A 21,142-nucleotide genomic window follows, 5' to 3' on the forward strand; every position below is an offset into this window, starting at 1 on the left:
CGCGCCGGGCCGCGACCCGGTCCGACGTCGGCCGGCGCACATCGTGCACCCGGCCGAGGCGTTGGAGGAGGCTGATGACGGCGGCCGACGGGTCGATATGACCGCGGTCGACGCCGTACCGGGCGCTGGTGGTGTCGGCGTGGTGGACGTTGTGGGGCCGGGTGGCATGGGAAAGGGGCTCCTTGACCTCGGTGAAGGCCGCTGGGACGAGGTGCGGCCGGGGTCACGGGTTGCCCCTGATGGATGGGTGGCGTGCTGAAGGCGGCCAGTCAGGCGGGCACGACGCACCCTCGTTCTCCTCACCGTACTCCCGCCCGGACGGAAGCGTCGGGGGTCCCTGATCGGAAGCGTCGGGGGTCCCTGACGAGAGCCTCGGACAGGGTGCGCTCAGGTCGGCACCGCGTTGACACCCAACCATGCCGGACGTTGACTGGCAGCACGGCGCCGTTCCTCGAATCCGGTCGGCCCTGCTTCTTCACGGCCTGCGTCCTGCCCCGAGATGGGGGTCGCCGCCCGAGGGCACCCTTGGCCTTCGCGACGGCCTGTCGCAGGGCCGGCGAGGCCCGGGGGCCGGTCGGCGGGTTGCTGGGCGCGTGTCTGGTCGTACATCGTCGTCTGCACCGTTCCCATGGGGGCGTCACGCGCCGGGCCCGGAACCACTGCTCCCGCCCGACGAACGGGACAAGATCGTCCGGCACCTCGGACACGCCGTCAACACCTTCGCGGACACCCCGGGCCAGGCCCTGGAAGAGGCCGAGAGCGCCTTCGACGAAGCCACCGAAGCGCTGGTGAACGCCCTCACGGAACGGCGACGCGTCCTGCGCGCGAGCTGGCAGGACCAGAACCCGGAGACCCGCTCCGCCGAACTCCGGTTGGCGCTGCGGGAGTACCGGGAGATCACCGCGCGGCTGCTGCGCGCATAGGCGGCAGCAGGCGTGCCGGCGCACACGCCTTCCGACGGCCGTCGTCGGGCATCCGATCCCCGACGACGGCCGCCCGAGGCTCCCCGCGCGGCCGATTCCCCCCGGTCTCGGCGCGCGTTCGGGAGCCGTGTGCCCCACATCGGACCGTGCCACGGTGAGCGGAAGGTCACCGCGCCGGTCACGCGACGAGGGGAAGCAGGGCGAGGCGAGCACAGGAGCCGACCGGGCGGGCAACGAGAGCCGACTGCTCTGCAGGGGCTGCGAATCGGTCCTTGCCCGGGTTCTCGGGGCGCGGGCAGTTGACAGGCTGCCGAACGGCGTGCGTTCCGTACGAAATCCTGTGTACGGCGGAATCCTGCAAGCCTATGCGGACTCTCACCGGGTGAGAACCCATAACGACCCATGAGAATCCGTCGGTCGGCCCGCCTGTCGACGCACCGGGGCGGAGTAGCGTGGAGCGAACCGGGAGTTTCCCGTGCGCCGGCCCCCGTCGGCGTCGTTCTCGGCGCACCACGACACCGGCCCGTCGCCCGGCGGCCCGGAGACAGGGACCGCGACATGAACGCGCCCACCGGTCGACGCGCCTCGCCCGACCGCAAGCGCTCCTCCCGGAAGCGCCCCTCCTCACTTCGTCCCACCCGGCTCACCCTGCACCCGCCGACCTTTCCGCCCGGCCCCGTGAGCGGCGCCTGGTGGCCCCGTTCCGACGACCTTCCCGCCGAACTGCCCGCTCTCATCGAGGCGTTCGACACATCGTGGGGGCGTGTGACGCGCATGGCCGCGCACCGCAGTGCCTGGCCGCAGGCGCCGTGCGAGCTGCCCGTCGCCGGTCACACGGTGCGGGCCACGTGGTACACGTCCGGGTTCGACCCGCACGCCATCCGGCTCTTCTCCTACGGCGTCGGACGCCGGGACCTGCTGATCGTCCCGCCCGGGACCGGGGCGGCAACGGCCGGGCGGCTGATGACGGCCGCGGCCGATCCCGCGCTTCGCCTCACGGCGAGCGCGCTCCTGGAGGATGCGGGAGGAAGCCCTCCGACAGAAGACACGTGACCACCGCGCTTGCACCGCCGCACCGCCCCGAGACGATGAGTGACTCGCCCGCTTCCGGTTGGCGATCACCCCCGCGGGGCATCAGGAGGGGACAGGCCCGGCCGGGCAGGACATGCCGCGGCCCGGCGAGTGGCCACGGCCATGGCGGTCGGTGGCCCAGGAGGGGAAGTGATCCGCCATGCGTGCGCATCGGCGTACCCATCGGCGTTCCGTACGAGTCGAGTACCTCCTGCCCGACGAGGCCGAATCAGCGGGCAGGGCACGGAAGTTGACCTCGCAGTTCCTCGCCCGGCCCGACCGCCGGGCGGCAGGGCTCGACGCCGAGCAGGTCGGCGACGCGACACTCATCGTCTCCGAGCTCAACGCCACGCGACACGGAGGCACCTGCCGCCTGCGTCTGCATGTGTCCGACACACGGGTGACCGTCGAGGTCTACGACGACAGCCCCGGCCGGCCCCGCGTGCGACCGCTGACGACCTGGGGCGAGAGCGGGCGTGGACTCGCCATGGTGCGATGCCTGGCACAGCGCCTCGACATCGATCCGGTCAGCGGGGGCGGCAAGAGAGTGCGCGCGGTCCTGGCCCTGTGACGGCGCGGGCGTCGCTCCTCGACACGCCGCTCCCAGGCCAGGCGTAGCACACGTACCGCATGCCGCTGCCCCGCCTGGCCCTCACCCCGGGCCTCACTCACGGCCCGCTGGACGGAGCCTGGTGGCCGCGCTGCGACGTGCTGGAACTGGAACTGCCCTCGTTCGTGGCCTCGTTGGAGCCGGGCCGGGGCACAACCGTACGAGTGACCGTGGATGCCGCCCAATGGCCCGACGCCCCGCACGCAGTCATGGCACCCGGCCGCGTGATCGCCGTGAAGCCGACGGGTTCCGCAGGCGAGGCGCAGCTCATCACCCTGGACCGCGACACCGTGGGACGCCGGGTGCTCCTGGTCGTCCCGCCCGGGGAGCCCGCCGACACGGCCGCCCGGCTGCCGGCCGCCGCCGACCCAGCCCTCCGCCTCACCGCGAGCGCGCTCCTCGCGACCACAGGGCCGACACCCGAGGAGAGCCATGTCACGAGCTGAGCACACGGCGGCCGGCCCGCCGACGTGGCCTTCGTCTCGGCGTCCCGTCCAGTGCGGCAGGACCGAGCCCCGGGCGGCACGATATCTGCGGGCTCGGAGGGAGAAATTCGCGCGGTCACCCGGGCCGAACTCGTCGTGCACCGCGACAGCTCCGCCTACACGGACCGCGTCCGCCTGCGGGACCTGCTCGGCGCTCCGCGCCCGGTCGCCGGTTCCTCCTCTCTCCCTTTGTGAGGCGTCATGCACTGTGTCATCGTCCGCTACCCGTTCGAACTGACCAGGGGCGGAGTGCTGGCCTCGATGGCGGGTGTCAGACCCGAGCTGGTCACCGGTGACTCCGTGACCATCGGCCGCCGCCGCTATCCCGTGATGCAGGTCGGTGAGGTCATCACGCGGCAGGACCGCCGCGACTTCACCGGCGGCGAGGTGATCCGGGCCATGGCCCGCCTGGGCTTCACCTGCCACGGCCGCCCCGAGGCCACACCGACCCCAGAGGCCGACGCCCCCCTCCAGGCCGCCTCGGAACTGCTGGCAAGCCCCGACCCGCAGGACGCGTGACAGCACCCTCGACGACGTACTGTCGTGGGTTCGAGTCCAACAGGGCCTACGGCTGGCAGGCGGGGGATATGGGCTCTGACCTGCTACGCAGCGCCTGCGTCGGCTTCGGCCGGGTCGGGCGCTGCTTCGTCTTCGGGGCTCTGCGTGAGCGGAAACGCGCCTACCCGTGGCGGCTTTGTGTGAGACCGCCCTCAGGGGATACCCGGGCGGCGTGAGGTACGGCAGTGTGCCTCACGAGTGGGCCGTCTGCCCCGGATGTCTTCATGAGTGCTCGGCAGGCGGTGCGCTCGTTCCGTGGACCCGTCCGCTGCTGCGGGTCGAGGTGGCCGGCGGAGTACGGTGGAGATACCGAGGGCATCACGCACTCCGGCCGTCCTGCCGGGTCGTCCTCGGCGAGAGACCAACCCCGGGTCGTCCGAGCGGCGGTGCGGAGACAGGTCGGCGTCATGGCCGCCGCGATCACAGCAACCCCGCACACGTCCCTGGTCGTTGCGCTTCCCTGCCGAAGGGCGGGTGATGGACGTGCAGCGTCTGGACATCCTCCGGCGTGACCGGGGGGAGCGGGCCCTCGTCACGCTTGTCGGCGACATCTGGCCGGGCACGGCGCCCCTGCTGCGGGCCGCGCTGGAGCAGTGCCTGCGCGACGGCATGATCGCCATCGACGTGGATCTGACCACGGTCGGCTCGTGTGACGCCAAGGGGCTGGACGTCTTCCTGACGGCGTCACGGCATGCCGGCCGCGTACACGCCGATCTGCACCTGCACCATCCGTGCGCGCAGATCACCAGGCTCCTCGCCGCCACCGGTTCCGCGCCCCTGCTCCTACCGTCCCCGGCACATCCTGCGCCGCCGGCCCCGCTCCGCGGTCTGCCGGACACGATCGCGGCGGTTCCGCCGGCGCCCGGGAGACTGCCCACTGGTGACTGCGCCCGTGCGTCGGTCGTCGCGGACGCGATCCGACTGCGCAGACTTACCCGTCGGCAGGCGGAGGACATACGAGAGGACATCGCCGACCTGGCCGTGGCGTCTGTGGCGGGCTCCTCCGAAAAGGCGTACCGGGCACGGAGCGACTTCCTGCGGCGGCTTGCCGTAAGCGCCCGACGGCCTGGCTTCGCGATGCTCCTCGCCGAGACGACGGTGCTGGTGGGATGCGTCTTCGGATTCCCGGTGGGCCCCGTGGGCCCGTCCGAGCGGGGGTTGCAGGAAAGCATCCAGCGGCTCACCGGCTGTGCCCGGTTCCTGCTCCTCACCCAGGTCGTGGCGCACCGGCACCCACAGCACCGCGACATCGGCCGCCTTCTGCAACAGCGTCTGCTGGCCGATGAGCGCACCGAGCTCGGAGTGGCCCTGCTGAGTCCGGCCGACCGGGCCGGGCAAGCCGCCTACGACTCGTGGGGCTGGCGGAACCACGGGGAGATGGTCGGGCTGCCCGGTCGGGGTGCTCCTTGCGTGTTGACCCTGTTCCGGGGAAGCGGACCGCCGCTTCCGGCGCCTCGGGCCGCCCGTCCGGGCCGGGCGTAGCCTTGGTGGCACCGAGAGCATGTCGGGCGCACGATCACGGCAGCGCCGTTCCCGGCGAGTGACGGAACGAGGGTGGCTGCGGGCCGCCCGGACGGGATCGCACGATGGACTCCCTCACACCGCCGGCCGGAGGCGTGCCTCCGCATGAGGCCCACACGTACACGATGCCGCTGGCGCGGCTGAGGCTCACGCCGGAGGCCAGCCACGGCCCGCTGGACGGAGCGTGGTGGCCGCGTTGCGACGCCCTGGAACTGGAGCTGCCCGCGCTGGTGGGCTCGCTCGACCCCGGCCGTGGCACGGTCACCCGCGTCACGGTGGGCGCTGCGGCCTGGCCCGACGCACCAATGACCGTGTCGGCGCCCGACCATGTGATCGAGGTCGTCCTGAGCGACGCCACCGGCGAGGAGCATGCCATCACCCTGGACTGCGGCACCGTGGGGCGCTGGGAGCTGCTGGTCGTCCCGCCCGACGAGCCGGCCGGAACCGCCGAGCGCCTGCTGACCGCCGCCGCCGATCCGCGGAACCCGCTGTCGGCTCAGCGCACCCTGGCACGTGTCGAGGACGGCTTCGGCCAGGAGGGCGCCGGGGAACTGCACGCCCCATGATGAAGCGATGAGACGTGCAGCTCTTTCACCGGCCCGACCCCGCCGCCCGCGTCCATGTGGATCACGGCGGGTGAGCGGATGACGGCTGCACCGGGCACGGACCGTTCCGAGAGCTTCGGGGAAGCCCTTCTGGGGGCGGTTCTCGACGGGGCGCACGAGCTCCCGCCCCACCTCATCGGCCCGCTGGTCGCCGACGTGGTGGAGCGGCTGGGGGGCCGCCGTCCGCAGGTGCTGCTCCAGGACTACGGTCAGTTGCTGCTCGTACCTCTGCGCGGTGAGGGCCTCCTGGGCGGGGATGCACAGGACATCGATGCCTCCGCCGCGGGCCGGTGCTTTCTCGATGCCCGGCCCGTCGAGGTGCCCGAGGACGACGGTGTACGGATCCACCTGCCGCTGCTGGACGGCGGAGACCAGGTGGGCGTCATGTCCGTGACGCTGGACCGGGTCGATGACGACGACCGAAGGCTGCTGGCCAGGCTCTCCGGCCTGGTCGCCGACCTGCTGGTGACCAAGCACGGCTACTCCGACCTGTTCTTCTCCACCCGCCGTGGAGAACCGATGAGCGTCGCCGCCGAGATCCAGTGGTCCCTGCTGCCGCCTCTGGCCATGATCATGCCGCGGGTCGCCGTGGCCGGAATCCTGGAGCCCGCTTACGACGTGGCGGGAGACAGCTTCGACTACGCCCTCAACGGCGACGTCCTCCACGTGGCCATGATCGACGCGATGGGGCACGGCCTGGGTGCGGCCACCATGGCCACCGTGGCCATCGGCGCCTACCGTCACGCCCGCCGCCTCGGCACCGGCCTGTCGGAAATCTACGCCGCCATGGACGCAGCCGTGGCACACCAGTTCGGCCCGGACCACTTCGTCACCGCCCAGATGCTGCGGCTGGACACGACGACGGGGCGGGTGCACTTGGTCAATGCGGGCCACCCGCCACCGATACTCGTGCGCGATCACCGCGTCGTGCGTCGGCTGCTCGCCCCCACGACCCTTCCGGTCGGCCTGGGCGGGCCTGCGCCGGAGGTGACCGAGCTGGGATTGGAGCGCGGAGACCGCGTCCTCTGCTTCACCGACGGGCTGATCGAGGAGCACACGGCTGGTGAGGAACAGTTCGGGGAGGACCAGCTGATCGACTGGGTGAACCGGCTGGAGAGAACGGGCCGCGGGGTGCGGGCGGTGGCGCGCTCCCTGTCGCACACCCTCAAGCGGGCGCGGGGCGGACAGACGACGGACGACGCGACGCTGCTCCTGGTGGAGTGGCGCGGCTGACCGCACCAGCGGCCACGAGGAAGGTCAGCCGGACGGCCTCTCACCGCTTCCCGTGTCGATGAGGATCTGCCCCGCCTCGCTGACGTTGCCGGCCAGGGCAGCCTGTGCCATCGCCGCGCGGGCGGCCTCGGGAGGCGTGTCCGGTGGGACCACCAGCAGCGAGAAGAGGTCACCCTCGCCCCGGGTGATCAGGACCGTGTCGTCACTCACCGGGAAGGAGTCCACGTGTACCACGTGGTCGCCGACGACGATCCGTGTCGGGAGCCCCTCCCAGGCCGTGGCATCCAGCCCGACGCGGGTCAGAGGTCCCAGGTGCTCGGTGAGGGCGCTCAGCAGCGCGGGCAGCTCGGCACCGATGTCACGCGACCGTGGCCACCACGCCCCGTCGAGGATGCCTTCGCGCGATGCCGACGTCTCCAGCCGGAGCAGTGCACTCCCTGGCCGCACGGCATGGTGCACACCACTCGGCAGCTCCCCGGAACCAGGGGATGCGTCGGAGTCGGCCATCGTGGACCACCCGTTCGGGATCCGATGCGAGCAGAATTCACCTCGCCCTGACCACGCTACTCCAGGTACGGCGGGCGACCCGCGGCGTGTGCGCTCAGGCGGCCGACCGGCCGATTGCCGGACGGCCCCGGGGGACCGGCTTTGCCGAAGCCCCCAACGGGTCGCCGCAAGCGCCCTGTCTCCGCGGGGGCTCTCAGGTGTCACTCGACGGTTGGACGTAGCGGGAGTACGCCGAAGAACGGCGCTCGGAACCATTGCCTGGACTTGGCTGGGCCGGGCAGTCGGCTGTCGGCGACGTAGGCCATCGACTTCGCCGATATGAATGCGGCGAAGGCTTTGATGCGGAGGCGGTAATACGCTGGGCTGCGTACCGTGAGTTGCCCGGGCCGTGGATCCGGTCGTGAGGGGCGGCTCGGACGGTGGACAGGAAACGAGGCGAGATTCGGAGCGTTCCGTCAGCGGGCATGACACGGCTGCCATCAGCCGAACCCTTCAAACGGTGGCCTCTTCGGGTGTGTCTGTACCTCAGCATCTGCTCGCCGTGCGTCCCGGGAGGCGACGGAACGGATCTTTGTGATGTCTGCCGTGCCCCACGATGTTCTGCTGGCCCGGGCCGTGCTCGATCTGGGCTCGCGCACGGACGGTTTCGATGTCCTGGAAATGCTGCACGATCTGACGGCGTATGCGGTGAGGTTCGCGGGCGTGTACGCGGCCGGTGTCACCGTCCTCGACGGGACCGGCCGGGTCGACTACCTGACCGCTTCCGACGAGGCGTGCGGGCGTCTGGAGGAGGCTCAGCTCGACCTGGGTGAGGGCCCCTGCGTGGACAGCGCGCGCACCGGAAGCATGCTCGAACCGGTCTCGCTGCGCCCGGGCGGCCCCGGATCGCAGCGCTGGCCCGGCTTCACCCCTTGGGCGGCGGCCGCGGGTTTCACCAGTGTCGCCGCCGTACCGCTGCGCGTCGCCCAGCACACACCGGGTGCCTTGAACCTGCTGCATGGCGGGCCCCACCCGATCACACCTGACGGTCTGCAGCGGGCGCAGGTGCTGGCCGATGCCGCCGGGGCCTGTCTGCACCACCGCCACAGCCTGATCTCCAGGGACGAGATCATCGCCCAGCTGGAGACCGCCCTGCAGTCGCGCATCGTGATCGAGCAGGCGAAGGGCGTACTGGCTGCCCGGCTCGGGATCGACGTGCACGACGCCTTCGGGCGGCTGCGCGGGCACGCCCGCTGCCGACGCCAGAAACTCACCGACCTGGCCCGCCAGGTCGTGCAGGGGGACATCCCGGCCGAACTCACTATCATCCGGTGACGTGCCTCGCGACACGGAGGACACCGGATCCCGGAGTGTCCCGCGACCCGACGACGCCCTGACCGATCTACTGGCCCGTGCCCACGCCGCGGTCCGCGCCGGAGAGGGACCGTCGCGAGCGCTGCCGTCCGGGAGCGCTCGCCTGTTCGGGCTGCACGCCTTCACCCTGAACGCCGTCACCCGGGACGGCCGGCCCGAACTGCTGTGGGCAGACCCGCCGCAGGGCCTGGGCATCGATCTCGACACCCTGCAGTACACCCTCGGCGACGGCCCCACCCTCCAGGCCGCCCGGGAGGGCCGGACGGTGACCGAACCGGATCTGCACGCTGCACACCCGGCCCGCTGGCCGCTGTTCCTGCCGGCCGCCGCCCGCACCCCGGCCCGCACGATCGTGGCGCTGCCCCTGCAGATCGGGGCCACCACCGCAGGGGTCCTCACCGGCTACCGCACCACCCCCGGCCCACTCACCCCGGCCTGCCTCGACGCCCTGCACGGTCTGGCACAGATCCTGCTGCTTGCACTGGTCACCCAATTCGGCGATCCGACCGGCGACACCCCACCGGGCACTGACCTGCGGCTCTACCGTGCCGAAGTCCACCAGGCCACGGGCTACCTCGCCGCCGCACTCGACATCCCGATCGACCAGGCCCTGCTGCGGCTGCGCGCACACGCCGCCGCCCACGGCCAGTTGCTGCCCGACCTGGCCCGCTCCTTCCTCACCCGCCGTCTGTCCCCCGACGCTCTGCACCGGTGAGGAGCTGCCGACGTCGTGTCCATCCTCCTCGGCCGGGTCCCCCTTCCCGACGGCAGCCCGGCTCGGTGACCAAAACCGGCGACCGCGAGCCGCACTCCCCGGAACCAACGAGGCGGAGCTCCACACTCTGGACCGCACCCAGGTAGAGGACGACGGCCGTGGTGGCGACGCCCAGGTCGGGGCTGCCCAGGCCGATCGCCGCCGAGCAGAGCCGCCACTCGTGGCCCATCCGGTGGTAGTCCCGGATCAGCACCGCGTCGTGAAACTGCTCGTCGGTGATCTGGCGCTGCTCGTGCTCCGGCACCGGTACTCCCTGGCTCATCCCTGCTGGTCTTTCCGAATGCCCTCGATGCTGTGCGGCTGGGGGTTCAGCACGTACTGGAGGGCGACCCCGTTTCCTTCCCGCCATGCTGCTCAGTCCAGGTCAGCGAGCAACCGCCTGCCGATCAAGCGGAGTCCTCGGTCTTTCAGGCGATGGCCCAACTCGCCATGCCGCAGCGGCATCGGCCGGAGCCTCACCCCTGATAGCGAGCCACCGAGTAGGCGCCTGGACCCAGTACAGGCAGTTCGCCGGTTTCGTTGACCATCTCAAAGACCTCGAAACCGGCGAGGAGCGCGTGCAGCTCCAGTTCTCGAGGGCCGAGAACACGCCGCCGGATGGCATCGTGGCACTCCTCCCCCGAGTCGAACACCCAGTGCCGGCGCATGGTGTTGATCTGTGTCCGCAGGTCCCACTGGTAGCTGATGGTCACCGTGGCGGCTCCGAGGGGGGTCTCTACGCGGGCCTGTTGAGGGCTTGGAGACTCGATCGGGGCTACCGGGGAGCACAGGACGAGCAGGGTGTCCGGGTACGCGTGTGCGGCGAAGGTCTGGAACGCTGCCCGGATATCAGCGTTGTCGTGCACGTAGGCGAGCGAGTTGCCCAGGCACACCAGGACGTCGGTGGTGTGCCCGAGTCGGACGGTGCGCATGTCCCCGACCCGGAAGTCGAGTTCGGGGCGGGTGCGGCGTGCGTAGTCGACCAGGCCGGGCTGAAGATCAACGCCGATGCAGTCGAAGTGCTGGGCCAGCAGTTCCAGGTCCCTGCCGGTGCCGCAGCCGAAGTCCAGCAGTGTGCGGGCTTCGGGGTAGTGCCGGTCGATGAGTTCCCGGCAGAGGCTCGCGCTGTCGCTGTCAGCCTGCGCGTGATCGTACAGCGTGGGGTCCCGGTAGAAGAGGTTCGACGCTTCGAGGCGTTCTGCCTCCACGCTGTCCAGGCTGCTCATGCAAGGCTCCGGAGTCCGACTTCCAGGGCGAGTGTGTCGCACAGCAGGTCGGGCACCACGGGGGCTCGCTCGGCGTGCTCCCGGGCTCGGGCCAGGGCGACGGGATCAACGTAGCCGAGGTCGACCAGCAGTGACTCGCGGAGCATGTCGTCCAGGAGGGGAAGGCCGTAGCTTCGCAGGCCCGACTCCATGACCGCGAGGAAGTTCTCCGGTTCGTTCGGGGCCGCGACGGATTCGGGCAGTCCGGCACGCCGCAGGCGGTCGCGGAACATCGCCTTGCCCTCTTTGTGCTCGTGTGGCAGTTGCTCCATGAAGCGGACGATTCGGGGGTGGACGAGCGGAGCCACCGGCCAGATCCCGAGTCTCAGGTAGGCCGGGTTGTGCAGGCCGAAGGCCATGAGCGTGGGCACCGGGAGCACGGGGATGGGGGCGAGGTTCTCGTCCACCTGGGCCAGGGCCTCGATGGCCTTGTCCCCGAGCCAAGGGATGGGCTCTGCAGCGGGGAGTGCAGCGCCCGTACGGGAGTGGCAGGCATTGACCTCATCCCCGCCACTGCCCGTGAAGACCACCTCGCAACCGTGGGCGGCCACGTGCCCGCGCAAGACGTCGAACGCCTCCTGGTAGAAGGCTCCTGCCGGGTCGTGCGGCAATCCGCGCTCCCGTACCCCACCGGGCACGAACGGCGGGTGCTGCATGGCCGGGACGGCGGTGTCCCGCAGTCCCAGGTGATCCACCAGCATGCGACGTCGGTCTTGCTGAAGGCGACCGATCCGTCCGGCCATGAGCAGGCCGAATGTGTGGACGGAGCCGAAGCCGGCTGCGGCAGTGGAGAGAGTCACGTTGCCCGAGTCGGCCCCGCCGGACACCTCCACGCCGACGCAGCTCGCCGTAGAACGCCACCCGGCCACGGCCTCGGTCAGCAGCGCATCGAACGCCCCCACCGGGTCAACACCCGCGCGCAGCCTTCGGGGCTCCAGCACATGCTGAGCGGGCTCGGGGTAGAGGATCGTGAGTCCCGCGGTCGTGAAGAGGGCCGTGGCGCGTTCCGTGAGCCGGTACACCCCGTCGAAGAGAGTGTCGGCGCTGTAGCGGTGCCGGCGGGTCAAGGTGCGCGCCATGGCCCGGGGATTAAGTCGATCAGGTCGTAGGTGGAGCCGTAGGTCAGCCAAGTCCCAGGAGCCGTACAGGTCTTCTCCGGCCGCGACGAGGTACAGCGGCGCGGTGCCGAACACGCCCGCTGAAACCTGAACCTCGCCCGGGCGTAGGAACAGGGACGTGAAGTCCACCTCCCCGCCCTTGTCCTCCCTCACCAGCGCGTGGACGCCGGATCCATCGCCCGGCACAAGCTCGGCTTCCAGGGCGGCTACGTGAGCGGGTCTGATCCAGCTCTGCCCGCTGACCCACCGGTCTGTGTCCCAGCGCCACGCTGTGCTCCGGGTGTCGGCCAGACGCACACGAAACGAAAGCACCTGCTTCCCCCTCGGTCATGGGGCGGTGGAGCAGGGCGTTCGGCCCTGCTCCACCGCGTTCACGGGCTGATCAGCTGCAGTGGTCGCCGTTGTTGTCACCACCCCCGGGCATCTTGTCGAGCAGCGCCGCGTCCATGCTGGGGACGCCGGTGATCAGGTCACCTGTGAACAGGTCGTCGATGTTCATGGTCGTTCCTCTCCTAAGGAGTGAGTGGACGAGCCCCGCGAAGTGCGGAGCCCTGGCCCCGTCCCGGCCGCGGGCAGGCCGGCGACCGGGACGGGAGCTCATCGAGGGGACTGCCAAGGCGGCAGGGTGCCGCCGGTGATGCTGCCTGATGGGATCCCGCTCTGGCCGCTGGGGAGTTGTGGAGCCCGCCCCGGCGGGGAACCGGGTCTTCCTGAGGGCTCGCGCGGCCAGAGCGGGAGTCAGTGAGTGCCCGTCGAGGGCTAGGAGCGGTCGAGGTACCAGAAGGCCCAGGCGACCGGTGCGGTGGAGGCGATGATCAGAGCTGACAGCAGCCACTGGGCGGAGGCCGGGTGGACTGATGAAGAGGCGTCGTGCCCACTCCTGTTCAGGCAGGGTCGCTCCGGGCTGGCGCATGGGCAGATCGGTGGGGGCTTCGTCAGGCATCGGCTTGGTCCTGTTCCTGCGTCTCGCGGTAGACGTCGGCGAACCGCCTGGTCAGCAGGCCGACTTCACGCATGTACTGGTAGGCGCCGAAGTGGGTGGACTCCGCGGTTGGCCGGGGCGTCAGGTCGAGGATCCGGTAGCCCTCCCGGAACAGCGCCTGCACGGCGGGTTCCTCGTCGAAGCCGAGGTCCTCGGCCATCAGCGCTCTCAGGTGGCTGACCAGGTTCCGGGTCGTCGCGTCGATGACCGGGCGCTCGGGCATCGCCAGCCCGACGGCGAGCGCCGTGGCCACGCTCTCGTCGACCGCCTCCAGGACGATCGGGAGCTGCGCCGCCTCGGACGACATGACGCTCTGCGTTTCCATGCCCGCACCCCTTCTCCGGTGTCCACCGTTGTCGTGGCTGACAACGTCCAGAAAACCGGAGCGGGTTGGCGCGGACCACGGCATCCATGAGGCAGTCCTGGGACACTCATGGGACAGATCAGCGCCGCCAGGGTAGACACGGACGGGAACGTGGAAAGGGGGCGGCATGGGGCTTGCGGAGCGGCGCAGGGCGCTGGGCTACAGTCAGGAAGAGCTCGCGCACGCCCTCGGCGTCGACCGGCGCACGATCGGCCGCTGGGAGACTAGGACCACCACGCCCCAGCCGCCCTTACGGCCGCGGCTGGCCGAGCTGCTGCACCTCGACCTTGACCAACTCGACGCCCTGATGGGACAGCCACAAGCAGCCCGTCCGGCGCCGGCAGGGTCGCCGCCTCGCGACCACCACGGCTCAGGGGACCCCGACGACATGATCCGACGCCAGTTTCTGCGCGCCATAGCCGTCACCAGCGCCCTCGTGGCCCTGCCCGCCGACGACAGCGCCGCCCTCACCGACGGAGCCCACCGTGGGATGTCGGAGGACTTCCTGCGCATGAACGGCCACCTGTGGCAGGTGTATCAACTCGCCCGCGCCAAGGGCTCCGTGTACCCGATCGTCCGCGACCAGCTCACCACGCTCAATGACACCCTCGACGGCCAGCCGGCAGCTGAATCCCGGGCTCTGTGCGGCGCGGCCGGCGACCTCTTCCAGCTCGCCGGTGAACTGGCCTTCGACGGCAACCGCTACACCGACGCAGCAGCCTCCTACACGCTCGCCGCCTCCGCCAGCAAGGAAGCCAAGTCCTACGACCTCTGGGCATGCGCCCTGGTCCGGCACGCCTACGTCGACCTGTACGAACGGCGTTACGCCGAGGCCGCCACCGCACTCTCGGCGGCTGAGCGGGTGGCGCGGCGAGGAGACAGCTCCCTGTCCACCCGCCACTGGGTCGCCTCCGTCCAGGCCGAGGCGTATGCCGGACTCGGGAACCTGTCCGCCTGCGAGCGCGCCTTGGACGAGGCGGAAAGGGTTACGGACCTCAACGGCCCGTTCCACAACGGCGGCTGGCTGCGCTTCGACGGCTCCCGCCTCGCCGAGGAACGCGGCGCCCGCTACCTCCAGCTCGGCCGCCTCGACCTCGCCGAGAAGGCCCTCACCACCGCTCTGAGCCAGGACGTACTCGCCTCCGGGCAGTCCTTCCGGCGCCGCGGCGCCGTCCTCACCGACCTCGCGTCCATCGGCGCCAAACGGCACGACCCGGACCAGGTCCTCGCCTATGGCCGCGAGGCCCTGCAGCTCGCCCGAGCGACGTCCTCCGGATACGTCGCCCTTAAACTCCAGGGGCTACGAACCGACCTCGGCCCCCTCGCCCGCGACGCCCGTGTGGTCGAGTTGGGCGCCGAGATCGACGCACTGTGCACGACGTGACGAGAGGGGAAGGCATGTCGCAGATCGAGGGCGCACGCGTGTTCCGCGAGGCTTGGATCACCGGCGTTCGAAAGCACTTCCCCGGCGAACCCAAGCCCGGCTACATCACCCCCTGGGAAGAAACCCCGGAATGGGAGCGACAGGCCGCCGGGGCCGTGTACGACCAGGTGCGACAGTTCCTCCACCTCAGCGACCGCCACGCCGCCCGCCTCACCCGCGAACAGAAGAGCCGCTTCGTCGCCACCTGCTGGACCGCCCAGATGTACAAGCACTTCGAGGACCCCAAGCCCGGATACGTCGCCGACTGGCCCGACCTGCCCGACTGGCAGAAGGAGACGGACGCCGACATCTTCGAGGCAATCGAAGACGCCTCGAAGTAGCCGCGCACCCGCTGGAGGGTCGCGGCCGCGGTCAGCACCACCGCGCGCATGACGGTGACAGGACCCGAGCGGCGTATCCAGTCAATGCATCCGACGCTTCCTGGCCTTCGCCGGAATCGCCGCGGCGCTCATGTGCTAGCGGCGCCTCTCGCAGCAGGCGTGAGGCAGCGGCACCCCCGCTACGGGACGTTCCAGGCGGCGATGAACGGCTGCCCGTCCTCGGTGGCCAGGAAACTGAGCGTGCCCGGATGCGGATGGCCGAGCAGCCGGCTGGCGGAGGCGTCGAGGCCGAGCCAGCGCACCGTGAGCACACGGGCCAGATGACCATGCGCGACGACGGCGACATCGCCGTCCTCCAGCAGCGGCCGGATCCGGTCCAGCACCGCATCCGTGCGCGCTGCCACCTGCTGGAGCAGCTCGCCAGGATGGTCGTCGTCGCCGGGAATGACGCCGTCCCGCCACAGGTCCCAACCCGGCTTCATCTCCTGGATCTGTGCCGCGGTCAGGCCCTCGTAGCCGCCGTAGTCCCACTCCAGCAGATCGGGATCGGGCCGGACGCCGGTCAGGCCCGCCAGCTCGGCCGTCCGCATAGCGCGGCTCAGCGGGCTGCTGAAAACCGCCACCAGAGGGCGTCGTGCCAGCCTCGAAGCGAGCTCCTTCGCCGCGGCCTCGCCCGCGTCAGTCAGCGGAACGTCGGTACGGCCCGCGTGCCGGCCCGACAGGCTCCATTCAGTCTGGCCATGCCTGATCACTATCAGTTCACCCATGGCCGCGCACGATATCTGCTCATGCGACACGGCCGACCACTCCCGCCTTCGCCGCCACCGCCCGCACTCTCATCTGCGACGGCTGACTCGCCAACGGAGATGACCTCTTTGGCACGTGCGGTCAGCTCAGCCGTGCATCGGCGTACACGGTCATCGCATCGCGCTGGTAGACGGCGAGACCTTCGGCGACCTTGTCGAAGTTGGCCCGCATCTGCGGGTCGTCGACATAGGTCTGGCCCACTCCCTTGTACGCGGCCGCAGTCGGGGTCCAGAACCGGCAGATCTGCTGGTAGTTGGCGTCCACCTCGGCCTGTACCGCAGGGTCGGAGACCGGCGTGCCGGCCACCATGAACTCCGCCATACGGATCATCTGCGCCGTCACCTCACGCTGCCAGCGCTCCGTGTCCTCGGAAGTCATCGCCTCGACTGCCTGCCGGGACTGCTCCCACGCCTGCGGCCACCGCTCCCGTACCTCGGCCTCGGCCTCGGAGGGGCCCTGGAACCCCTCGAACAGGTTCTCCGGCTTGTTGATCTTCGTCATCTTCCCGTTGTCCCTACCTTCTTCCAGTTCGACGATGGTGCGCCCGACCGTACGGGCCAGCGTCTCCAGCCGGTCCCGTTCCGCGAGTAGCCGTTGGTGGTGCTCGCGGAGCACGGCCACCTGGTCGAGCCGGCTGTCCAGGACCGCCTGGATCTCGCGCAGCCCCAGGTCCAACTCCCGCATCAGCAGGATCTGCTGCAACCGCAGCAGATCGGCCTCCTCGTAGTAGCGGTGCCCGTTGCTCCCGATCCATGCGGGCGGCAGCAGGCCGATCTCGTCGTAGTGCCGCAGCGTCCGCGATGTCACCTTGGACATCCGCGCCACCTCCGCGATCGACCAGGCCATCCGGTGCCTCCCTCGCCGGGCCGGTCTCTCCGGCCACACACATGACCGTAGAAGTTGCCGCAACGGAAAGCGCAAGGCCGAAACCCCGTTGGACCGACACCAGGGCCCGACCCGTCGGACAGGCCCTACTAGGACGCGTATCGACTTGTGATCAAGGGGATCCCCGAAGCCATCGGCCCGGTCGGCTTCATCCTGCCCCCCACGGCAGGATCACAGCTCTGGGCGGACACCATCCGCGCCACCGACCACCACACCTTGGGAAAGCAGGCCCGCCATCGCGCGCTCAACAGGTCCTGCACGACCGCGGGTGACCGCCATCAGCGTCATCACGAGGGCCCGGTTCGACCAGGGCGACGGGCCGTCCCGGACCTACTACTGCAACGTCCGTCTCGGCAACGGCACCACGCTCACCGTCGAGAACGAAGGGCAGACGGGCAGGAGCGTGCAAGTCACTTACGACCCCCGGGGGAAGACGGACCCGCAGTTCGGCAATCGGCCCCGGCACCGGACCCACGCCCGCTGGAGGCATCCCGGGGCCTGCTGGTCCTCGGCTTCGTCCTGATTGCGGGCGTCGTCATCGGCCCGCTCGAGGACACCCCGGCCGACACGGTGCCGCCCCGGGACGCGGTACCCGCCTCCTGAGGCCGCGCGTCTCTGCCCGCGAAGGCGCTCAGGGCACCCGGAGCTGCGGTGTCGCCGTTGGCGAGGTAGGCGATGTGGGACACGCCGTTGCCGCAAGGTCGGGCCTCAGTGCTCGTGCGGTCCGGGCCGGTGGACGGGGCCGGGCACGGCCACAGAAAGCTGGCCCAGGGCATGGTCGCGGTCCAGCAGTCGGAGATGCAGCTGATGACCGACCTGCTGCGACAGCGCGCCTCGGCGCCCAGGCGACGCACGACCGGCCCTGGTGCCGACGCATCGGATCGCTCTCTTCGTGGAACAACGCTTGCCGGGCTCACTCCACAACAGTTCACAGCAGCTGGTGAAGAACTCCCGACTGGCCGGTGCGATTCTTCCGTTTTAGCGTGAAATGAAACACTTTGATAACGGGGGTGATGTCAGTGCCGTAGGGAAGAATCCTTTGTGGGAGGGGGAACTCATGACTGACGAGCGCAATGCCGCTGACCAGCACACACCTGCGCCGGGTGGCTGCCGTTGGTGTGGGCTCGAGGCGCGGGAGCATGCCCAGCGGTGGAAGCCGCCCGTGGGCTGGCACAAGTGGGAACCACCAACGTCAGAACAGCGCAAGGAGCGCATGCTCGCACGGCGGAGGCGCCGCCGCGGCACTGGCGAGACCGGGTCTGCGCTGCGCGCCGTTACCCTGCGGCCAGCTTTCTGAGCTCACCGAAGATCTCGCGCAATTGGGCGGGGACCTGCTCAGGGCTGGTGAGCGTGCTCACCAGCCCGAACATCATGTCGGGTTTGCCGCTGGGGCCGTTCGGACTGTCGTTTCGGAGCATGTTCAGCACTTCCTTGCTGAACTTCTTGCCCGGACGCTGAGCGGCGAAGTCGGCCGCCGTCCACGGCTCGCCCTTCGGCCAGAGGTCGTTGGCGGCCACAGCCCACAGGTCGTCGGGGAACAGCTCTTCCAACTCGTTGAAGGAGTCCGGTTCACCCACGAAGCGGACTACGTCGTCGACGGCGCTACCGAAGAACTGCTGGAGGCGTGCCTCCTTGAAGAGCCCCTTGGGCAGAGTGCGACTGTCGGCGTCCACCATGAGCATCACGGTCCGGCCGTGCTCGACCAGATAGTGGGCGAGGTGCAGCGCCCCCTCGTTGTTGAAGCACGCCCAAAGGGCGATGCCGGCCGACTGCAGGGACTGCCGCTCGGACAGCCTGAACAGCGTGGGGATTACCCGCTGTTCGGTATCGCCCTCGACGGCAAGGAAGCAACGTTCGTGCAGCAGCACGGAGTTGCGCAGGCCGACCGCCCCGGCGATGCGCCCCAGGTGACCGTCGATCCCCTCGTGAGTGTCGGCCCCCAACCGCTCCACCAGTGTCCGGCCGTCCTCCAGCCGCAGATGCACGACGTCGGCGATGTCGACACCGTCGATCAGGTTCATGGAGTGGGTGGCGACGATGACGTTCACGTGGGGCAGCGCACTCTGGTCACGGATGAGCTGCATGATCTTGCGTTGGTGGCCGTAGTCGAGATGCGTGTCCGGCTCGTCGTAGATCACGATCGTCTGCACCGGCGGCGGGGCGTCATCGACAGCCTCGGGCTCGGCGGAGGGATCGACGTCGTCGAACTCCTCGCGCGTGAGCAGCCGACTGTTCCACTCCCAGATGGCAAGGGAGATACGGCGCGCGCTGCCCAGTCCCGAACGTGCCAGGCCGACGGCCTCACCCTTCGTACGGGCGATGCGCAGCGGCGTACCTCGAAGGCCGTGCGAGAAGGAAACCTCCGGCTCGACGTACACCTCGGTGAGGTCGTCGCAGCGGTTCTGGATGTGCTCGCACAGAGATTGTGCGTCGTCCTGGAGCCGCTCCCTGATCCCGTCTTCGATCGACTGCAGGCGCCCCTGAAGGGTGGGGTCTGCCATATGAGCCTGATAGCGCCCCATCAGTGCCGTCCTGACAGCACCATCCGGGTCGGCCGACTTCCCGTCGAACGGCATCAGCCGGGGCAGGCGTCGCTCCATCTCTTTCGGCGCCGGCACCCAGTCCGACGTCGTCGAGGCGTGCGCCATGCCGTACTTGCGCAGCTCCGGCTCGATGTCGAGGCGCTTGATGGACGCCAGTTCCGGAAGCAGTTCCTTGGCCAGTGCCCGCACCTCAGCGAGAGACAACTGGGCCGGATCACGCAGTCGTTCATCATCGGCAAGCGGCGTCCAGCACTCCAGCACGGACGTCTCGCCGGCTGCAGCGTGCCGCCGTACACGCAGTTCCTCCGCAGGGAACCCGAACGTCTCCTGCTCCCACGGATCGAGCGTGAACAGTCCCTCCACCCAGGTGGTCGCACACCGCGAGAGAGGCACCGCCTCATCCTCCTCGCCGGACGAGCCGAGCTCGTACGTACGGTCGTCCTCGCTCAACTGCTCATCGCCCACGAGGAAAGCTAGCGCGGCAAGCACCGCGCTCTTACCGCCGTCGTTCTGCCCGGCAAGGATGGTCGGCGTACTGACCGGGATCTCGCGGACGTACTTGAGGGACCGGAATCCACACACCGTGAAGTTGTGCAGGTGCACCGTTCTCCGCCGCTCCGTTCCCTGGCGTCCGGGGGCACCCGCACCCCGACGCGGCGCCTCACCACAGACATTGACCTGGGTACCAGACAACCCAGGCGCATCATCTTATGTCTTGAGGGGATGGCCCGTTGGAGCCGTGAACAGATCTGACCGAATCAAACCGATCCAGCCGATTACTGTTTGATCTGCTTCGGAGCAACCGCTTCAAGGGCAGGAGGAGCGTGCAGCTCAACATCGTCGTGCTCTTGAGCTCAGGAATGTGCACACGCAAGGTCGCCGTCCGCCGGCTGCGCGAGCGGACACCCACCACGGCCGCAACGTCTCGATGACTACCGATGTACGCACCGTCTAGCAGTTCGTGCCCTCCGCGTGCCCATAAGAGCGGGCAACCACGGTCAACAACGGTTCCTGCCCGCCTCACGAGCGCCCGCACCCAGGTACATAAAGCCAGGTCAGAGGCCATACACCCTCCGGAGCGCCGTCGCTTCCCAAGCTGGGAGCGCGAGTTCGATTCTCGTCACCCGCTCCAAAGAGAAACCCCAGGTCAGCGGCGTGGGGTTTGTTTGTTGTCTAGTCCAATTTGAGGGTGGCGTGCCTCCGCGTGCCCCAAGTCGCGGTCGAGCAGCAATTCCAGGGGTACCCGAGTGCCCAGCCGGGTCGTCCAACTTCCAGTCCAGGTAGGTCTTGCCGGGGGGAAGACAGGGCATGTGTCCACAGCCCATGGTGATCACGACGTCCGAGGCCTGGACGGCTACGACGGTCAGGGCCTTCGGGGTCTCTACAGAGACGTCGATGCCCGATTCGCTCATCGCCTCGATGACAGCGGGGTTGACCGTTTCGGCCGGGGCCGAGCCGGCCGAGCGGCCCTCCACCGCGCCCTCACACCTTCTCGGCCAGCACGCGGGAATGCCCGGCAGCGAGCAGGCCGATGGGAGGAGTCCTCAACGTCGGAGGTCAGCATGGTCACGCGTCCGGGATGCTGGAGCGCGGTCGCGCACAGTATGGCGTCGATGGCGTACTTGTGACCGTGCAGACCCGCTGCTCGGAGCAGCGCCGCGGCAGCCTGCGCCACACCCTGCGTGACCGGCAGATCGGCGTCACGGGTGGCCGTCAGCCACTCGTGAACCTCCCGGTCCCGCTGCACCGCCTTCGCCAGGCCCTCGCTGTCCAGGACCAGGGCACCGCTCACTC

Annotated in this window: 20 protein-coding genes and 3 pseudogenes; 13 read left to right on the forward strand and 10 right to left on the reverse strand. The window is 69.8% G+C overall.

Going from position 1 to position 21,142, the window contains the following annotated elements:
* The first annotated feature begins 593 nt into the window (after positions 1-593).
* From ACFY1U_RS16125 to ACFY1U_RS16160, 8 genes are all read left to right on the forward strand, one after another.
* Positions 594-923, forward strand: coding sequence for a hypothetical protein (locus tag ACFY1U_RS16125; protein WP_390694755.1), 330 nt, complete (start codon positions 594-596; stop codon positions 921-923).
* Positions 924-1,481: 558 nt separating this feature from the next.
* Positions 1,482-1,976 (forward strand): DUF5994 family protein, encoded by a 495-nt coding sequence (locus ACFY1U_RS16130; RefSeq protein WP_390694756.1) that lies wholly within the window; start codon positions 1,482-1,484, stop codon positions 1,974-1,976.
* Between the two features lie 178 nt (positions 1,977-2,154).
* Positions 2,155-2,565 (forward strand): ATP-binding protein, encoded by a 411-nt coding sequence (locus ACFY1U_RS16135; RefSeq protein WP_390694757.1) that lies wholly within the window; start codon positions 2,155-2,157, stop codon positions 2,563-2,565.
* A 59-nt stretch (positions 2,566-2,624) separates the two neighbouring features.
* On the forward strand, positions 2,625-3,050 hold the full coding sequence (locus tag ACFY1U_RS16140; protein WP_390694758.1) for a DUF5994 family protein: 426 nt from the start codon (positions 2,625-2,627) through the stop codon (positions 3,048-3,050).
* A 240-nt stretch (positions 3,051-3,290) separates the two neighbouring features.
* Complete coding sequence (locus tag ACFY1U_RS16145) at positions 3,291-3,608, forward strand: SCO5918 family protein (RefSeq protein WP_390694759.1); 318 nt, start codon at positions 3,291-3,293, stop codon at positions 3,606-3,608.
* 516 nt (positions 3,609-4,124) lie between these two features.
* Complete coding sequence (locus ACFY1U_RS16150; RefSeq protein WP_390694760.1) at positions 4,125-5,129, forward strand: STAS domain-containing protein; 1,005 nt, start codon at positions 4,125-4,127, stop codon at positions 5,127-5,129.
* 104 nt (positions 5,130-5,233) lie between these two features.
* Positions 5,234-5,734 carry a DUF5994 family protein gene (locus ACFY1U_RS16155; RefSeq protein WP_390694761.1) on the forward strand — a complete coding sequence of 167 codons (501 nt, stop codon included), beginning with the start codon at positions 5,234-5,236 and terminating at the stop codon, positions 5,732-5,734.
* Positions 5,735-5,812: 78 nt separating this feature from the next.
* The gene (locus ACFY1U_RS16160) at positions 5,813-7,006 is read left to right on the forward strand and encodes a PP2C family protein-serine/threonine phosphatase (protein ID WP_390694762.1); all 1,194 of its coding nucleotides are present in this window, start codon (positions 5,813-5,815) and stop codon (positions 7,004-7,006) included.
* 24 nt (positions 7,007-7,030) lie between these two features.
* On the opposite strand, the gene ACFY1U_RS16165 is transcribed toward ACFY1U_RS16160, so the two are convergent.
* On the reverse strand, positions 7,031-7,513 hold the full coding sequence (locus ACFY1U_RS16165) for a DUF5994 family protein (RefSeq protein WP_390694763.1): 483 nt from the start codon (positions 7,511-7,513) through the stop codon (positions 7,031-7,033).
* Positions 7,514-8,089: 576 nt separating this feature from the next.
* Here ACFY1U_RS16165 and ACFY1U_RS16170 point away from each other — a divergent pair.
* On the forward strand, positions 8,090-8,827 hold the full coding sequence (locus ACFY1U_RS16170; protein ID WP_390694764.1) for a GAF and ANTAR domain-containing protein: 738 nt from the start codon (positions 8,090-8,092) through the stop codon (positions 8,825-8,827).
* Between the two features lies 1 nt (position 8,828).
* Positions 8,829-9,581 (forward strand): GAF and ANTAR domain-containing protein, encoded by a 753-nt coding sequence (locus tag ACFY1U_RS16175; RefSeq protein ID WP_390694765.1) that lies wholly within the window; start codon positions 8,829-8,831, stop codon positions 9,579-9,581.
* Between the two features lie 142 nt (positions 9,582-9,723).
* Here ACFY1U_RS16175 and ACFY1U_RS16180 read toward each other — a convergent pair.
* The 4 genes and pseudogenes from ACFY1U_RS16180 to ACFY1U_RS16195 form a co-directional block, all read right to left on the reverse strand.
* A pseudogene (locus ACFY1U_RS16180) lies at positions 9,724-9,903 on the reverse strand (YdcF family protein); the annotation flags it as partial.
* 193 nt (positions 9,904-10,096) lie between these two features.
* Entirely contained in the window at positions 10,097-10,846 is a 750-nt protein-coding gene (locus tag ACFY1U_RS16185) for a class I SAM-dependent methyltransferase (RefSeq protein WP_390694766.1), read from the reverse strand.
* On the reverse strand, positions 10,843-11,964 hold the full coding sequence (locus ACFY1U_RS16190; RefSeq protein ID WP_390694767.1) for an asparagine synthase-related protein: 1,122 nt from the start codon (positions 11,962-11,964) through the stop codon (positions 10,843-10,845). The genes ACFY1U_RS16185 and ACFY1U_RS16190 overlap by 4 nt, the downstream gene beginning before the upstream one ends.
* Positions 11,965-12,938: 974 nt before the next feature.
* The gene (locus ACFY1U_RS16195; protein ID WP_390694768.1) at positions 12,939-13,310 is read right to left on the reverse strand and encodes a hypothetical protein; all 372 of its coding nucleotides are present in this window, start codon (positions 13,308-13,310) and stop codon (positions 12,939-12,941) included.
* A 166-nt stretch (positions 13,311-13,476) separates the two neighbouring features.
* Between ACFY1U_RS16195 and ACFY1U_RS16200 the strand changes: the two genes are divergently transcribed.
* Both ACFY1U_RS16200 and ACFY1U_RS16205 read left to right on the forward strand, forming a co-directional pair.
* Positions 13,477-14,733: a helix-turn-helix transcriptional regulator gene (locus ACFY1U_RS16200; protein WP_390694769.1), complete on the forward strand. Its 1,257-nt coding sequence runs from the start codon at positions 13,477-13,479 to the stop codon at positions 14,731-14,733.
* A 14-nt stretch (positions 14,734-14,747) separates the two neighbouring features.
* A complete protein-coding gene (locus tag ACFY1U_RS16205; RefSeq protein ID WP_390694770.1) occupies positions 14,748-15,113 on the forward strand; it encodes a hypothetical protein in 366 nt (121 codons plus the stop codon).
* Positions 15,114-15,292: 179 nt separating this feature from the next.
* On the opposite strand, the gene ACFY1U_RS16210 is transcribed toward ACFY1U_RS16205, so the two are convergent.
* Positions 15,293-15,880, reverse strand: a complete 588-nt coding sequence (locus tag ACFY1U_RS16210) for a histidine phosphatase family protein (protein WP_390694771.1) — start codon at positions 15,878-15,880, stop codon at positions 15,293-15,295.
* Between the two features lie 121 nt (positions 15,881-16,001).
* On the reverse strand, positions 16,002-16,766 hold the full coding sequence (locus ACFY1U_RS16215; protein ID WP_390694772.1) for a MerR family transcriptional regulator: 765 nt from the start codon (positions 16,764-16,766) through the stop codon (positions 16,002-16,004).
* A gap of 307 nt (positions 16,767-17,073) precedes the next feature.
* Between ACFY1U_RS16215 and ACFY1U_RS16220 the strand changes: the two genes are divergently transcribed.
* Positions 17,074-17,328 carry a hypothetical protein gene (locus ACFY1U_RS16220; protein WP_390694773.1) on the forward strand — a complete coding sequence of 85 codons (255 nt, stop codon included), beginning with the start codon at positions 17,074-17,076 and terminating at the stop codon, positions 17,326-17,328.
* Between the two features lie 751 nt (positions 17,329-18,079).
* Here ACFY1U_RS16220 and ACFY1U_RS16225 read toward each other — a convergent pair.
* From ACFY1U_RS16225 to ACFY1U_RS16235, 3 genes and pseudogenes are all read right to left on the reverse strand, one after another.
* Positions 18,080-19,951 (reverse strand): AAA family ATPase, encoded by a 1,872-nt coding sequence (locus ACFY1U_RS16225; protein WP_390694774.1) that lies wholly within the window; start codon positions 19,949-19,951, stop codon positions 18,080-18,082.
* 647 nt (positions 19,952-20,598) lie between these two features.
* Positions 20,599-20,868: pseudogene (locus ACFY1U_RS16230) on the reverse strand (hypothetical protein); the annotation flags it as partial.
* Positions 20,831-21,095, reverse strand: a pseudogene (locus ACFY1U_RS16235) (hypothetical protein). The pseudogenes ACFY1U_RS16230 and ACFY1U_RS16235, both read right to left, overlap by 38 nt.
* Positions 21,096-21,142 lie beyond the last annotated feature (47 nt).

Source organism: Streptomyces sp. NPDC001351 (assembly GCF_042896045.1).
GTDB lineage: Bacteria > Actinomycetota > Actinomycetes > Streptomycetales > Streptomycetaceae > Streptomyces.